This window comes from Pedobacter boryungensis (genome assembly GCF_013204825.1).
GTDB classification, from domain to species: domain Bacteria; phylum Bacteroidota; class Bacteroidia; order Sphingobacteriales; family Sphingobacteriaceae; genus Pedobacter; species Pedobacter boryungensis.
The window spans coordinates 1,317,864-1,334,018 of record NZ_JABMKV010000001.1 but is presented as its reverse complement, the minus strand read 5'-3'; the positions used below and the strand labels follow the sequence as shown (position 1 = coordinate 1,334,018).

The following is a 16,155-nucleotide window of genomic DNA, read 5'->3' as shown; positions in this document are numbered from 1 at the left end:
AGTCAAATATAATCCTTTACTCGATATGCCTCATTTGATTTTTAGGTTTTCTAATTTGAATGACTTCTAATAATATTTAAAGCCTTCTTAGCTCTAATGGTTAGGCAATGGAACTTTTAGTTTTTTGCACGTAGCCTTTTCTCAACCAACTTTATATAGATATTGTTCAATAGATTAATCTCAGAAGGATTCATCTGTAATACCTCACTCAGGATATGCTTATCATTAGCTTCGAGTACCGCATTAATCGATTTTTTCTGTTTAAAATCAGCGCAATATTTCGCAAATGTAGTTTTCGTAAAGGTAGTGAATGGAATTGGTAACGACTTAAATTCCGACGGTGTCAGCTCTAGTACCCCTCCTCCATAATATCGTCCTCTCAATTCTGCGAATGCTAAGGTTAAAGAATTATAAAATGAATAAATCAGATCATCAATTTGATAGCCTTCTCGCATTGTTATTTTATAACCAGAATCAGTTACGTGAACTTTTGCAGTATTTTTTAATAGTTTGGGATATTTGTGTGATCGTTTAAAAAAGAAACCATCTGTAGGTCTACTAATATTAGGAATAACATACCAATTGTTACGCATTTTGCATTTGTAGCGGTCTGGTAAACCAATAGACTCTCCAATAGATAAATAATTTTCTACTTTATGAGAAAAGGAAACATCTTGATCTTTAAATTTTAAAAGTTTTGATGGACGATCACTTTTACATAAAGCAGCGTAGTCATCCTGATTAAACTCGACACTCCCATTTACAAAAAAGCCTTTTTGGATGATAGGCTCTGTATAATCGCTTAATTGATACTCTTCCTCTGTAGAATTGTTGATAATAAAAAACTCGTTGGCCGCAGTTACAATGCCTGGTCTAGAGTCACAATATGCATTGATTGTTTGTAATTTACCGGCAACCTCATGAAGAAAATTCAATTCCTCTGTTGATAATAAGTGATGACTCCATTTAACATCGTTTTGAGACAATGCCTCATTAGAGTTCAAGGTGAATTCTTGTTTAACTAATTGATCGGTATCACTTATATGAGCATAATATTGCCCTGGAGTTTGATGGTGCTTGAAGGCAAAAAGTAATATAGTATCCTGCCCTTTACATTCGAACATAAGGTCATCGAAAGTAAAAATTTCTATTCGAGCAAATTCTCTAACCAGGTAATGTCTTAATTGATTTGAAAATTTTACTTGAAGAAGATCGGAAGGTAACACGAGTGCAATCGTTCCTTCTGAATTTATACGTTGACATGATTTTAATAGAAAAGCCGACCAAATATTCTTTACAGTTGTTTCACCAAATCCTGCCGCTGTATGAATTTGGTGACAATTAGCAATGTCAGCGCCATCCAACAATGTTTTTTTTATGTAGGGTGGATTGCCTATTACAATATCATATTTTTGCTCGCTGTGTAATTGATATTCTAAAAAATCTTCATTGAAAAAAAAGTATTTTAAGTGCTCAGAATGATTAGCAACACTTATTTTGGCTTTCTTGATCTCTTGCTCTTCTTTTTCAACAGCAAAAACTTCAATATTTTTCAACGATCTCAAACGATTCGATTGCGCTATTGACCGTAAGAAACTCCCATCGCCTGCACTAGGCTCAAGAATTGAGATTGAATCATCATTTGAATGATGCGCAGCTACTCGATCAACAATAAAATCTGTTAAAAATGAGGGCGTGTAATAAGATCCAGTAGCTTTTTTAGTTTTCAAGGTTTTCTAATTTCTGCAAGTTTATAGGGTCTGATCCAATCTCGCTTTGCAAGATGGTTACGAAGTTTTCCCAATGTTTCAAATGTTTGTTTTAATAAATCGGCATCGCTTAGTTCTTTTGCCAATTCCACTATATTGTTGAACAAATCTAACTCTTTATTTTTTAGAAAAGCTTCTCGTCTTTCATATATGAGCTGTGGCCTATTGAGATACAGACGATTAATAATATATTTCGCGGATATATTACGTCCGTTTAATTGGTATGCGGTTTCATCATATTCAAATAATGTAGAAAAATCTGTTAAACTAGGATCAGGGTAGCTGGGCAAATTTAAATCAGGTTCGTTAGGCCAATCGTCACTCTTAAATCTATTGCAAACTGGACAAGCATAAAAGAGATTACAGATGTCGTTCTCTAAGTCTTTAAAAATAGATTTTGGCCTATAATGGTCAATATGATAGTGATCAATACCACCCCAATTGACTTCATTAATGGTACAATAAATACACTGTTTAAAGCACTCTTCAGAAATTTGTACTTTCCAATCAGAATATGACCCAGTTTTTGGCTGTGTATCAACACTTTTATGGATGAGCCGATAATTCATTTGGCATTTAGCTTTTCGTTAATCAATGCCTTGAGTAGTTCTAGTTCCTTGATGTGATCTTCATATTGATCGAGCCAAACCTTCCTGTCATCATAGCCAACGATTGGCAATTCTAGTTTAATTTGAAGTGCTTCGAGCCTTTCAACATCCTCACTTGTACTTCCTCCTGATGCAATCTTTTTAGTCAGCTCATTGTACTCACTTAATTCTTTATTATTAGTGTCAAGATATCGCTGCGCTGCACGGATAATCCGTGGTATATATAGATTGGCAGTTTCTTCATTGGCAGTTATATCGTCTCTGTTTAGTAAATATTCGAATTCATTTTCTTTTGCCTGAACATCGTCCTGATCAGAGAAGGTCGTGATCATGACAATTGGAAAATCCTTTAATTGCTTTCTTAGTTCTACGACCAACTCGTTTCCGAGGTAATGGACTGGATTGCCATCCATTGAGGGTTTATCATTTAATCGTTCATCAAGTATCAACAGACAAACATCGTTTGTATCAACAAAGCCAAAATAGTCATCTATATCGTGAAAGGGTTGTTGTGTAATTATAGAAAAAGTACTTCCGAACTTTTTAAAATAATGTGCAATCGTCTTCTTAAGCGTCCCGCTTAAATCAATGTTATCATCGATTATGGCAATCTGTGGCATATTAGTCTATTTTAGGTAACCAAACTTTAAAGAAGGCTCCGGTAAGGTTAGGATCTTTTCCAAATGTAACATCTCCTTTCAATTCTTCTGATATTGACCTCACAATCGTAAGCCCAAGCCCGGTTCCAACGCTGTTACTGCTGTTTGCACCTGCGGTTTTAGTCGAAAACAACGGTTCAAATATCATGTGTTCAAATTCCTTTGGAATGCCAGGGCCTGTGTCTGCAATTTTAAAGAAGAAACCTTCGATTTGTCCTCGTTTTTCCTTTTGTACATCCACGTTGATTTTCCTCACACCACCTTTCAATAGGGTTGCTGTGTAGGCATTAGTTAGAAGATTTACAAGCATTGACTCGATATCCATAGGAAATGTAGTGGTGTAAAAGTTATCGCCAGTGACTGTTATCTGAATTGTTGATGATTCAAAAACAGGAGTAAGCTCTTTGACAACATTCTTAATAGTTTTTATAACCTGCGTCTTACGCTTTATTCGTTTTTCTCGCTGAACTCGAGTCAACGCGTAGGCTCCCCATGCAGCTACTTTTTTAGAGTTTTTAAGGGCCTTGTCAAGTTCTTCAATTGCACTTTCAATGTCTGGGGGAACATCCCGTAATACTAGACGTGCGGCATTTACGGCACCTTTAAATTGGGAAATTGAACTTTCCGTCTCATGGCCAAAGACGGCTGAGGAAATACCCATTGTCGCTAAGCCGCTTAATTGACGTTGCCAATCTAATAATCCACTAATCGTAGACTCAACTTCCTCGGAAATAATTTCGACTGTATCAATAGAAGTGACCAGTGGCTTGATGAAATTCTCCGGATTAACTGTACCTCCCATTTCAATTTCACTTTTTATAGCGTTCAAATCTTCTTTCACCGTTGTCAACTGCTCCTTGATACGTAGCGTTTCCTGATACGCCGAGTGCTTTTCTTTTGTTTTCTTAGCCTTCTGTATTTCTGGGTACAACTTTGCACGATGGGCTTCAAGAATCAATATAGAACCCATAACCATTGCTTTAAGCTCTTCAAATTCTTCGGATTCAACTAATCCCTCACGTGCAGCGCTGTCAATCAATTTGGGGTTGCGATCACGAGAAATAAAAACCGCACCTATTAACTGATTGGGTGTAATTTTATAATCCTCGCCACGACCTAGACCCGCCGGGTCACGTGCTTTACGGTCACCAAGTTCTAACCAATCATATCCGAATTGGGAAGATGGAAAACCGTAGGGCCGAACCGCAAAATTATCACGATAGATCTTCAGCCCCATATTGTTGTCAATGAAGGCGCGAAGATCAGCTAATTTCAAATCTGTACCTAAAACTGCCGTAGAGTCCCTAGTAAAGAAGTTGAATACGATGGTTACTGGCCCTAATGTTAGTTCCGTACCTATTTCCGATGTATCCAAACGCCGCGAGAAGGTAGTTAGGATCTGTTGCCACTTAATATATTCAGTACTTTCCTTTGGATTGTATTTATCCTTGATCGTATAAAGAATATCATCTCCCTTTCCATCATATACAGCAGTTAATTCGATTTCAGATGCCTTTAAAAAGTCGGACTCAACCTTTTTAGAATATATCTCGGCAACGTCGTTCTTTAATCTGATCTCAAAATCCTTTACTTCACTAAAAGGAGGGGTAAGCGCCGATAACTCATAATACAGATTCTCAATATTTTTAGGACTCCAGGATTGGCGTAAGTTCGTTATCTTAATTTCTGTTCCTGTGTTTTTCTGAACATTAAGTGAGGTTGGCAAAGTGATATTTTGCGGATGGGTTAATTCAATATCAATATCAAATACATCTTTACCTTCAACATCGAATTCATCCCAATTTACCTTAAGTCCAATAATACCATCATCGACCGTTTTTGTAATCAATTCCAGATTTGCACCTAATCTATCTGTAGAAATACGACCTATACCTTTTTCGCCAGTTTTACGACGACCAAATTCACTTAGTTTTGAATTTCGTTTACTGGAAAAACCAATCCGTAGCCAACTATTTAGAAGTTGGTCTTTTGTCATTCCAAAACCGTTATCAGAAATTCGTATAAAAGGGGTTTTGCATTTTGTTGATATTTCAACTTCTACATCATTTGCGTCGGCATCGTAACTGTTTTTAACCAACTCAATTAATGCTGTTGTATGGTCTTTAATGCTATCACGCCCTAAATGAATTAAAGTCTTAGCATCAATTGTAAACCTTTGGAATTTTTCGTCAAGCTTAGAAAGTTCGGCCGAGGTTCTGAGTATCGATCTATAATCCGTGTCCGGGCTTGATAATAAAGCTTGCAGTTTTTTGATTAGATCTGGCCTCGTGCTTTTTGACATATGAGTAATAAGATGCAGAAATAAATATACACATTTTAAAACACTAAGATATGATAAAAATAATTCCATAGCAATGTTTACAGAACATCACTGATAAGTACATTTTTTCCATAAATTTTTAATAAAAAATAAGAAAAAAAGAAAAGCAAAACGTACCATATCAAAGAATAGAATTAATACTAAAATCAATGATTTTTATGACGAAACTGAGAAAGAAAAGAAGTTAAACTTCTTAATTTAATTGCAGATGTAATAATCAGAATAACTTTAGAAGAATTTTATTCACAGAATCCCGATGAAAAGCTATTTATTTGACATTCAATGAAACGCTCTTTCAAAAATCAATAAATCTTAGAGGGAAACGAAACCTGTATATTTGATTATCAATATTTTGTAATTACGTCTTTAGAAAAAAAAACCTCTATTTTATGATTTAACTATTTGTAAATCCATCAAATAGAGGTTTTTTGGTGGAGCCGAAGGGGTTCGAACCCTTGTCCAGTTGTGTGATAAATTATACCTTCTACATGCTTATTTTCCAATTAGTTGTCGGGATCAGTCGGGCTGGAAACCGACCTAAACTTTCTCCTTAGGTACTTTGTTTCGCTTTTGTATCGTACCCTACAAAAGCTAGCATTGTTATTTCGATGCCTCTGATGCTAACCTAACATTGCGGCAGTTAGCGAGACAAAAGCTTACGTAATTCTAAATTAGGCAGCTAAGGCGTAGTTATTTTCGCCAATTATTGTTTTGAACGTTCTCTTTTAAGTGCTCTCCGTACAACGCACTGCATGCTAACATACTTAGCGCCACCCTGTCAAATCCAAAACGGCCCCAATTTTTAGTCGGAAAGTTAGGAAGTCTAACAGTCCGAAGTTCAAATATACAAATACTTTGCCAAATTGGACTGTTTAGGGTGTCCAAAGTCACATTTTTAAACTTCGCGAATATAAATAATTATGTCTTTCGGACTTCCCGACTAAATACTTCTAACTCATTAAACCGTTCTTCCTGGGTATTGTTGTAAGGCTAACTCCAAACAATCCATTGCAGCATTTAAGTCGTCAGTATTTAAAACATAAGCCATACGCACTTCGTTTTTACCAGAACCCGGATTAGAATAAAATCCTGTTGCAGGTGCCATCATTACAGTTGCTCCATTATGGTCAAAACTTTCTAACATCCACTGACAAAAAGCATCAGCATCATCAATAGGGAATTTAGCTACCACGTAAAATGCACCACCTGGATTAGGACAAAATACACCTTCAATATCATTTAAGCGTTTTACTAAGGTATCTCTACGTAAGGTATATTCTTTATTTACTTCTTCAAAATAACTATCTGGAGTATCTACTGCTGCGGTTCCAGCAATCTGCTCAACCATACCCGGACTTAATCTCGCTTGTGCAAATTTTAATCCTGAAGCAATTACTTCCTTGTTTTTAGTAATTAAGCAGCCTAAACGAGCTCCACATGCACTATAGCGTTTAGAAACCGTATCCATAATCACTACGTTTTCGTCTAATCCATCTAAATGCATTGGAGAAATAAATTCACGTCCATCATAACAAAACTCACGGTAAGCTTCGTCTGAGAACAAGAATAGATCATATTTTAAACATAAAGCCTTTAAAGCCTCTAGCTCCTCTTTCGAATATAAATATCCTGTTGGATTATTAGGGTTGCATATAATGATTGCCTTAGTTTTGTCTGTAATTAATTTCTCAAACTCCGCGATAGGAGGTAATGCAAACCCATTTTCTATATACGATAAAATAGGTTTTACCACCACATTACTCATGCAAGCAAAACCATTATAGTTTGCATAAAAAGGTTCTGGAATAATAATTTCATCGCCTTCATTTACACAAGTTTGCATAGCGATTGTAATAGCTTCAGAACCACCAACCGTTACTAAAATATTTTCTGGTGTAATGTTATAGCCTAATTTATTATAGTATTCGGTCAATTTCTTTCTGTAAGCTAGTGTTCCTTCAGAAGGAGTATAAGCCCAAACATCAAAATCTATATTCTTAATGGCATTTAGCATACCTTCTGGTGTGGCTATATCTGGCTGACCAATATTTAAATGATATACCTTTTTACCTGCTGCTTTAGCTTTATCTGCAAAAGGAGTTAGTTTTCTAATTGGTGATGCGGGCATTTGCAGCCCTTTTTCTGAAATTTTTGGCATGGCACAAAAATAAAAAACCCCGTGATATAATCGGGGTTTTAAATGTAAAATAAATAATTGGTATCATCATGCTCAGCTCGACTGGGCATCGTAATGCATAATTAAGTAATTTTGTACTCTTTTATCGCTTTAAGGTTCCCGTTTTCACGGGAATGACGATCGTCGAAAATATCTCGTTATGCTAGCTCGACTGGGCATCTTAATGCAATGATAAAGTAAATTTCTTGCCTTTTATCGCATTAAGGTTCCCGTTTTCACGGGAAAGAAGACTTTGGGAAATATTTATAAAATATTATTTGGTACTACCTTCTATAGATTCGCCTTTAACATATAAAACCTTAATACTTGTTCTGGCATTAGAGGTTAATGTAATTGCCTTATTAAAAGGTAAAGGAGATCCTGCAGGAGTTAAAGTTACTTTTACAAATCCTTTTTCACCTTTTTTAACAGGTGTCTGCGTATATTCTCCCACAGTACATCCACAGGTAGTTTCTATCTTTGTAATAATCAAAGGAGCATCGCCAATATTTGTGAAATTAAAGGTGTAAACAACAGGTTTATTTAAGACTACTTTTCCAAAATCATGCGTTTCAGTCTCAAATTTAAACTCAGCAGGTTTAGTCTGTGCTTTTACAATCACGCTAATACCTAATATCAACACGGCTAACAGAATTAATTTTTTCATGGTTATTTCGCTTTTAACAAATTTACTATATAAAAGGGTAAAACAAAAAGTATTCCAAATATTATTTGCCTAGCTTATTAAAGCATAATTAGAAAGAATTGTATCTTTGTGCCCTAACCATAATTACTTATGATGTCAGATGGAAAGCTTACCACTAATCAGATTGATGCTTCAGAATTAAGTTTCGATGACTTTAAGTTAATCGTAATTAACGACTATAAAATAGCTTTTGAGAGCCGCCAGGCTAGTTTGCTTGGTCGAAAGGAAGTATTAACTGGTAAAGCAAAGTTTGGCATTTTTGGTGATGGAAAAGAAGTTCCACAAATAGCAATGGCAAAAGCCTTTAAAAAAGGCGATTGGCGCTCAGGCTATTACCGCGATCAAACTTTTGCCTTTGCAACTGGAATTGCTACAATAAAGGAATTTTTTGCCCAATTATATGCAAACCCAAGCGTAGAAGCAGATCCTTCATCTGCAGGTCGACAAATGAACTGTCATTTTGCTACACGTTCGTTAAACGAAGATGGTTCTTGGAAAGATTTAACCGATATTAAAAACTGTTCTTCAGATATTGCGCCAACAGGCGGACAAATGGCCAGGTTAGTTGGCTTAGCATATGCTTCTAAATTATTTAGACAAAATCCTGAATTAGATTATTTGAAGAACTTTTCTGTAAACGGAAATGAAGTTGCTTTTGGTACCATTGGTAATGCTTCTACTTCAGAAGGTGTTTTCTTTGAAGCGTTTAACGCCGCTGGAGTTTTGCAAGTGCCAATGGCAATTTCAGTATGGGATGATGGGTATGGCATATCTGTGCCAGCAAAATATCAAACCACAAAAGAAGATATTTCAGAGATATTAAAAGGTTTTCAACGAGAAGAAGGAACTAACGGTTACGAGATTTTTAAGGTAAAAGGTTGGGATTATCCTGCTTTATGCGAAACTTATCAAAAAGCAATTGATGTGTGTAGAACAGACCATGTGCCTGTTTTAATACACGTTACAGAAGTTACGCAACCACAAGGTCACTCTACCTCTGGCTCTCATGAGCGATATAAAGAAAAAAATAGGTTAGAATGGGAGAAAGAGCACGATTGTATTTTGCAAATGCGCAAATGGATGATCGAATCAGCTATTTCGACTGATGAAGATTTAACGGCATTAGAAGAGGAAGCTAAAGTATATGTTAAAAATATACAAAAAGAAGCTTGGAACGAATTTTTAGAGAGTATCAAACAAGAGCAAAGTGAAGTTATCAATATGATTAATGCTTTTGGAAATGATAGCCCGATGCTAACTAAAATTTCTGCTCAATTAGCTTCTACTCCAGATGCATTAAGAAGAGAAGTAATTTCTACTGCCCGCAAAGCTATCCGTCTAAGTGTCAATATGCCCTCAACAGAGCGTGATGTTTTGGTAAAATGGTATCAAAAGCAGGCAGGAATTAATGAAGAAAAATATAGCTCTAAGTTATTTACAGAAGGAAAAGAAAGTCCATTTTTAGTAAATGTAATTCCTGCTGAATATAGCGAAAGCAGCAAAATGATAGATGGTAGGGAATTGTTAAACGCTTGTTTCGATTCTAATTTTGGTAGAGACCAACGTTTAGTTGCTTTTGGAGAAGATTTAGGACATATAGGGGATGTAAATCAGGGTTTTGCTGGTTTGCAAGCTAAATATGGTGATTTACGAGTTACAGATACAGGTATTAGAGAAATGACCATTATTGGTCAAGGCATTGGATTAGCCATGCGTGGTTTACGCCCGATTGCCGAAATACAATATTTAGATTACTTGTTATTTGCTTTAAATATTTTAAGTGATGATTTAGCGAGTTTATCTTACCGTACCAAAGCCGGACAAAAAGCACCAGTTATTGTACGTACGCGTGGTCATCGTTTAGAAGGTGTTTGGCATTCAGGTTCACCAATGGCTGTAATTTTAGGTTCTTTACGTGGTTTACATATCTGTGTTCCGCGTAATATGACACAAGCAGCAGGAATGTATAATACACTTTTTAGATCTGATGAGCCTGCATTGGTGATAGAATGTTTGAATGGCTACCGTTTAAAAGAGAAATTGCCTGATAATGTAGGCGAGTTTACCATCCCTTTGGGTAAAGCTGAAATTATTAAAGCCGGAACAGATTTAACTGTAGTTACTTATGGTTCTACACTTCGCATTGTTGAAGAAGCGGCAGAAGAATTAGAGCAATTAGGTATATCTATTGAAATTATAGATCCACAAACTATATTACCATTTGATATGGATCAGCTGTGCAAAAAATCACTACAAAAAACTAACAAATTGTTAGTAGTAGATGAAGATGTGCCAGGTGGTGCGACAGCCTTTATTTTACAACAAATTTTAGAAGAACAACAAGGTTATTACTTACTAGATGCTCAACCTAAAACATTAACTGCAAAAGCACATCGCCCACCTTATGGTTCTGATGGTGATTATTTTAGCAAACCTTCAGTTGATGATGTAATTGAAGCGGTGTATGCGATGATGAACGAAAGCAATCCACAACAATTTCCAGATTTGTTTAACTAATCAACAATTTAACTTATATTGATCTATTCATCCCTAATGGATCGTTTTATGCTATTAACTCATTTTTTGGGGCAAACTATTGCTCTTAAATTCATCTGTAACTTATTTTAAGGATGAATTATAAATTTACGCTCTCTATCTCAAAAATATGTTTTCTTACTTATTGCTTGCTTTTAATCAGCATTGCAACATTTGCACAGGTAAAATCTCCTCAATTAAAACTAGATAGTTTATTAAAGGTCAATGCAAATCATGTAAAACAGGATTCTGCAAAGTTGGTCATCTTAAAAGAAGTTTATTATCAATCCATGCGGGTTAAAAACTTCGAGAAATCTGAAGAATTTGTAAATAAAAGTGTTCTTTTAGCTAGAAAATTAAACTTAAGAAGATTTGAAGCCCAAGCGTACTATAAGTTGGGAATGTTTTATCATGGTTTTACCAATTTCTATAAGGCAGAAGAAAACTATAAAAAAGCGATAGCAGCTTACACTGCTATTAATGATTTAGATTGGGTTGCCGGAACATATTTAAATTTAGGTGCACTTTATACAGGCGTTCCCTATTATGTTAAAGCATTAGATGCTCATCAAAAAGCAATCGATATTTTTTTAAAAAACGGTAATGAAGTTGACTTAGCAAGCTGTTACGCTAATATTTCAGGAATTTATATGGATTTAGGTCAGCAAGATTATGCCTTAAACTATTTACAAAAAGCACTAAAAATATTTATAAAAGAAGATCCAAACGATCGTGGCGTAGCTGTGGTTTACAACAGCATTGGTCAGGCTTATTTTACAGCTTCAAAAGAAGAGTTGATTAAGATGGGAGCGAAGCCAAATCAAAAAAATGCCCTTGCTTTAGAGAATTATAAAAAGGCTTTAAACGTTGCGCAAGTAAATAACGATTCAACTGTTTTAGGTCCACTAAATAAAGATTTTGGGAATGTATATGAGGCAATGGGTGAAAAAGATTTGGCACTTAAAGCGTATCAAAAAGCAAACGAAATTAATTCAAAAGCAGACCATAAAGATGATTATGCTAACAGTTTACTGGCGTTAAGTAATTTTTATGAAAAAAATAACGAGTATAGCAAAGCTGAAGATCTTTTAATAGAAGCCTTAAAAATTGGACAACAAGTGAACTTGTTAAATGTACAAAGAGATGCATATTTGAATTTAAGTTCAATAAATGAGAAGCAGGGGGATTTCAATCAATCGCTCAAAAATTATAGGCAATATATACGAGTTAGGGATCAAATTTTTAACCAGGAGAAAGAAAAGGAAATTATACGAAGGCAGTTACAAATTGATTTTGGTGTAAAAGAGAAAGATTACCAGTTAAAGCAACAATTAACAGATGTCGAATTACAACGACAGGTTTTATTGGCTAAGCAGCAACAACAAGAGTTGACTTTGAGTAACCAAGAAAAGATACTTCAGCGGTTAACATTTCTTAAAAAGCAAGCCGATTTAGAAAATGAAAAGAGATCTCAAGCTAACTTGCTAAAACAACAACGACTAAAAGCCCAACTAGATAAAGAGATAAAAGATAAGCAGATTGGATTGCAGCGAACTGAATTAAAATTCAATAGAAACGTAAATTTAATTTTAGGCATATTGGCTTCAATTTTATTAGCCTCTGCATTATTTGTATATTATACACAGCGTAAAACTGCAAAGCTGAATAAGATTGTATCGGAGCAAAAGCTAGAATTAGAAAAACTTGGAAAAGTAAAGGATCGCATATTTAGTGTTGTAAGTCACGATATGCGGTCTCCAGTAAACTCATTAATTTCATTTATACAATTGTTAGAAGACGGCAATATTAATCAACAAGATTTAACAAAATATGCTGGGCTTTTAAAAACTACTTTAGGATACACTTCATCTATGATGGAAAATCTGTTGAATTGGGCCTCAAGTCAAATGCAGGGTTTTAAGCCTATTATTGAAAGATTTGATGTTGAACTTTGTGCGCAAGAAGTTTTGAATTCACTCCACGCCAATGCAGTTCAAAAAAACATTACGATTATAAATGAGATTAAGTCCGGTAGTATTTGTTTGGCAGATATGAATATGACCGCATTGGTTTTGCGTAACCTAATTAGTAATTCCATTAAGTTTAGTGCAAAAAATGAAACGATTAAGTTGTCTTCAAAAGTAGAAAATAATACGATTGCAATCTCGGTAATTGATAATGGTGTTGGTTTATTAAAAGAGCAAATAGATAATTTTAATAATTCAGGTTACCAAGAGATAGGGAAAAGCACAATCGGTACCAATCAAGAAAAAGGTACAGGGATTGGATTGGTGTTGTGCCATACATTTACAACTTTAATGAACGGTTCTTTAAAAGTTAAAAGTGTAAAGAATAAAGGCAGTGTTTTTACTTTAGCTCTACCAAAAGCCTAATTAGCTGCAAATTTTCATCTTCAACTTCTATACTTTCATCGACTATCTTATTGGCTTCATCGACTTTCCAAAAAAAGATAACAATTTTTGTAGAAATTGTGAGCATTCAGTATCGCAAAAACTGATTCTTAACAATGAGTATTACAAAAATGAAAGCTTACGGAAAGTTCTTTGGTAATTTCTTTATCTACTTAGTACACCAAGGAATGAATAAGGATAGAATGGTAAAAAGGTCAAAATAGTTAAGGCTTATGCCTTGAAATAGTTTTATTTGCTATTTTTTCTACTAATTCTTGTCTATTGATTAAACTAACGGGAACAGTATTGTTATGATTTAATACAATTTCATTCTGTGTAATGGTAGCAATCTGATTAAGATTAATAATATACTGTTTATGCACTCTGATAAAGAAAGCAGGAAGTTGACGTTCTAAGCTTTTAAGGTTGACTAAGGTGACATGCTTATCATTGGCAGTATAAATCTTTGAGAAATCGCCCATGCTTTCTATATAAATCACATCATTATAATTTAATCTAGTAAAGCCTTTAGTTTCTTTAATAAAGAAGTGATCGTCGGTATCTTCTGCTGGAGGTGGATTGCTATTTAAACTTACCTTTTTTTTAAGGTCTAAATATTCTATTGCCTTTGTACTTGCCTTTAACAAACGTTCAAAAGTGGCAGGTTTTACAATAAAATCTAAAGCATCTAGATTAAAACTTTCTGCAGCATATTCCGTAAAAGAAGTAATGAAAATAAAAACAGGAGGGCTTTTTATGCTTTTCAATAAGCCCATTCCAGATAACTCTGGCATGTCAATATCAGAAAATACAATATCTATTGGTTCATTTGCTAGCACTTCTGCAGCTTCCACACCATTACTACAAACAGCCTTAATATCAAGTTGATTAACTTTACGCAGATACATTTCTATTGCATCACGTTCAATCTCATTGTCATCTACTATTAAACAGCTGTAGTTCATAATGCTTAAATTAAGATTTTTATAAATTGATAGGATATATAAATCTTACAACTTAGTCTACATTGCTGTATAACAGGAAATTAAATTTCAGATTTTTGTAAGCGCTAAATTCTAAAAGTATTTATTGATGTTTTTTAGTGCCAGTATAATTTTTTTCGCCAGCCAAAATAGAGATAGCTAAATCATTCTCTTCTGGTGGAACTGGGCATCGATACCCATCGCTATATGCACAATAAGGATTATATGCTTTGTTAAAATCTATTTCCACTCGATTATCTTTAATATCATTTAATGATAAATCAATATACCTACCGCCACCGTAAGTAATTTTACTATTGGTTTCATCGGTAAATGGCAAAAACAATAAATCTTTATAAGTTGGATTTGTAAGCAAACTGATGTTTCTGTACAAAATCATTTTTAATTTCTTTCCTTTTAAAGTAAACGTTATTTGCGCATAGCGGATAAATTCCTTACTTGTTCCATCATACGTTGGCATATTAAAAATTTTCTCGTTTTTTAATATTTCTACAGTGGCAGTTATTTTATAAGCGCTATCTGCATCGAAAAAATGAAGGTCTTTTAAATCAGCTTCTTTAAGCGGAGAACGAGTTTCTTTAATAAAATCTGCTTTATATGCTTCGCGATGTTTAGCAATTTGTTCCTTGTAATTTTGAGCAAAAACAGTAAAGCTGATGAAACTAAATACTACCAGAAAAGATATTTTAATTCGCATGATTGGTTAAAGATTAAATAGTAACGTCTTTCTCAGCTTGACTGAGAATCGTAATGCGAAGATAGGACTTGTTTATTGTATTACGATTCCAGCTTTGCGGGAATGACGGGCTTGAGTATCAATAAACTTTGTCAATCTTTAGAAGATTGACAAAGTTAAATCCTTACGACTTTATTTCTTAACAAATGGTCGGCTAGTACTAGAGCTACCATTGCTTCAACAATTATAACTGCTCTTGGCACAACACAAGGGTCATGCCTGCCTTTTCCTTTAATTTCTGCAGCTTCTCCGGCTGAATTAATGGTTTGTTGGTTGTGCATGATAGTTGCAACAGGTTTAAAAGCAACTACAAAATTAATATCCATTCCGTTTGCAATGCCACCTTGTATTCCTCCCGAAAAATTGGTCAAAGTTTTAGGTTGATCTCCCGCAAGGAAAATGTCATTATGCTCAGAGCCTCTCATTTCACTGCCAGCAAAACCAGATCCATATTCAAAACCATGTACCGCATTAATGCTTAGCATCGCTTTTCCTAAATCTGCATGCAGTTTATCAAAAACAGGTTCGCCTAAACCTACTGGGCAATTTTTGATGATACAACCTACCTTTCCGCCTACTGTGTCGCCATCTTTTCGCACGGAATCAATAAAATCTATCATTTGATTTGCAGTAGCAGGATCTGCACAGCGAACAATGTTTTCTTCTCTTTTTTCTAGCAAAGATAATACATCATTACTGTCTAAATTTGGTGCTACAATGGCTCCTACGGAAGTAACATGTGCGAAAATTTCGATTTCAAATTCCTTTAAGAGTAGTTTAGCAATTGCACCCGAAGCTACACGAGCAGCAGTTTCTCTAGCAGAAGAACGCCCGCCACCACGATGATCGCGAATGCCATATTTTGCATCATAAGTATAATCTGCATGAGAAGGACGATACACATCTACATTATGTCCGTAATCTTTAGAACGCTGGTCTTCGTTAGGAATTAATAAACTAATAGGAGTGCCTGTACTTTTTCCTTCAAAAGTTCCAGATAAAATCTGAACAGTATCACTCTCTTTGCGTTGGGTTGTGATTTTAGATTGGCCGGGTCTGCGTTTATCCAATTCAGATTGTATAAAATCTAAATCAATCGTTAGTCCTGCCGGACAACCATCAATAATTACGCCTATGGCTACACCATGCGATTCACCAAAGGTGGTTATTTTAAATAATTTTCCGAATGAATTGCCTGCCATTTTTGTTA

The 16,155-nt window shown here is 34.9% G+C and carries 11 protein-coding genes and 1 other RNA gene; 2 read left to right on the top strand and 10 right to left on the bottom strand.

Annotated elements, in window-relative coordinates; genetic code table 11:
• Positions 1-116: 116 nt before the first annotated feature.
• From HQN85_RS05785 to HQN85_RS05755, 7 genes are all read right to left on the bottom strand, one after another.
• On the bottom strand, positions 117-1,730 hold the full coding sequence (locus HQN85_RS05785) for an N-6 DNA methylase (RefSeq protein ID WP_173269839.1): 1,614 nt from the start codon (positions 1,728-1,730) through the stop codon (positions 117-119).
• Entirely contained in the window at positions 1,727-2,338 is a 612-nt protein-coding gene (locus HQN85_RS05780) for an HNH endonuclease (RefSeq protein WP_173269836.1), read from the bottom strand. The genes HQN85_RS05785 and HQN85_RS05780 overlap by 4 nt, the downstream gene beginning before the upstream one ends.
• Positions 2,335-2,997, bottom strand: coding sequence for a response regulator transcription factor (locus HQN85_RS05775; protein WP_173269833.1), 663 nt, complete (start codon positions 2,995-2,997; stop codon positions 2,335-2,337). The genes HQN85_RS05780 and HQN85_RS05775 overlap by 4 nt, the downstream gene beginning before the upstream one ends.
• 1 nt (position 2,998) lies before the next feature.
• The gene (locus HQN85_RS05770) at positions 2,999-5,407 is read right to left on the bottom strand and encodes an ATP-binding protein (RefSeq protein ID WP_173269830.1); all 2,409 of its coding nucleotides are present in this window, start codon (positions 5,405-5,407) and stop codon (positions 2,999-3,001) included.
• A gap of 399 nt (positions 5,408-5,806) precedes the next feature.
• Positions 5,807-6,174: a transfer-messenger RNA gene (gene ssrA / locus HQN85_RS05765) on the bottom strand.
• A gap of 161 nt (positions 6,175-6,335) precedes the next feature.
• On the bottom strand, positions 6,336-7,535 hold the full coding sequence (locus tag HQN85_RS05760) for a pyridoxal phosphate-dependent aminotransferase (RefSeq protein WP_173269827.1): 1,200 nt from the start codon (positions 7,533-7,535) through the stop codon (positions 6,336-6,338).
• A 292-nt stretch (positions 7,536-7,827) separates the two neighbouring features.
• The gene (locus HQN85_RS05755; protein ID WP_173269825.1) at positions 7,828-8,220 is read right to left on the bottom strand and encodes a DUF1573 domain-containing protein; all 393 of its coding nucleotides are present in this window, start codon (positions 8,218-8,220) and stop codon (positions 7,828-7,830) included.
• Between the two features lie 129 nt (positions 8,221-8,349).
• On the opposite strand from HQN85_RS05755, the gene HQN85_RS05750 reads away from it, so the two are divergent.
• Both HQN85_RS05750 and HQN85_RS05745 read left to right on the top strand, forming a co-directional pair.
• Complete coding sequence (locus HQN85_RS05750) at positions 8,350-10,776, top strand: alpha-ketoacid dehydrogenase subunit alpha/beta (protein WP_173269822.1); 2,427 nt, start codon at positions 8,350-8,352, stop codon at positions 10,774-10,776.
• 113 nt (positions 10,777-10,889) lie between these two features.
• Positions 10,890-13,187 (top strand): ATP-binding protein, encoded by a 2,298-nt coding sequence (locus tag HQN85_RS05745; protein ID WP_173269819.1) that lies wholly within the window; start codon positions 10,890-10,892, stop codon positions 13,185-13,187.
• A gap of 242 nt (positions 13,188-13,429) precedes the next feature.
• Here the strand turns inward: HQN85_RS05745 and HQN85_RS05740 are convergent, their stop codons facing one another.
• The 3 genes from HQN85_RS05740 to aroC form a co-directional block, all read right to left on the bottom strand.
• Positions 13,430-14,170, bottom strand: a complete 741-nt coding sequence (locus tag HQN85_RS05740; protein WP_173269816.1) for a LytR/AlgR family response regulator transcription factor — start codon at positions 14,168-14,170, stop codon at positions 13,430-13,432.
• Positions 14,171-14,291: 121 nt separating this feature from the next.
• Complete coding sequence (locus HQN85_RS05735; RefSeq protein ID WP_216847226.1) at positions 14,292-14,906, bottom strand: DUF1684 domain-containing protein; 615 nt, start codon at positions 14,904-14,906, stop codon at positions 14,292-14,294.
• A gap of 155 nt (positions 14,907-15,061) precedes the next feature.
• Positions 15,062-16,147, bottom strand: coding sequence for a chorismate synthase (gene aroC / locus HQN85_RS05730; protein WP_173269813.1), 1,086 nt, complete (start codon positions 16,145-16,147; stop codon positions 15,062-15,064).
• Positions 16,148-16,155 lie beyond the last annotated feature (8 nt).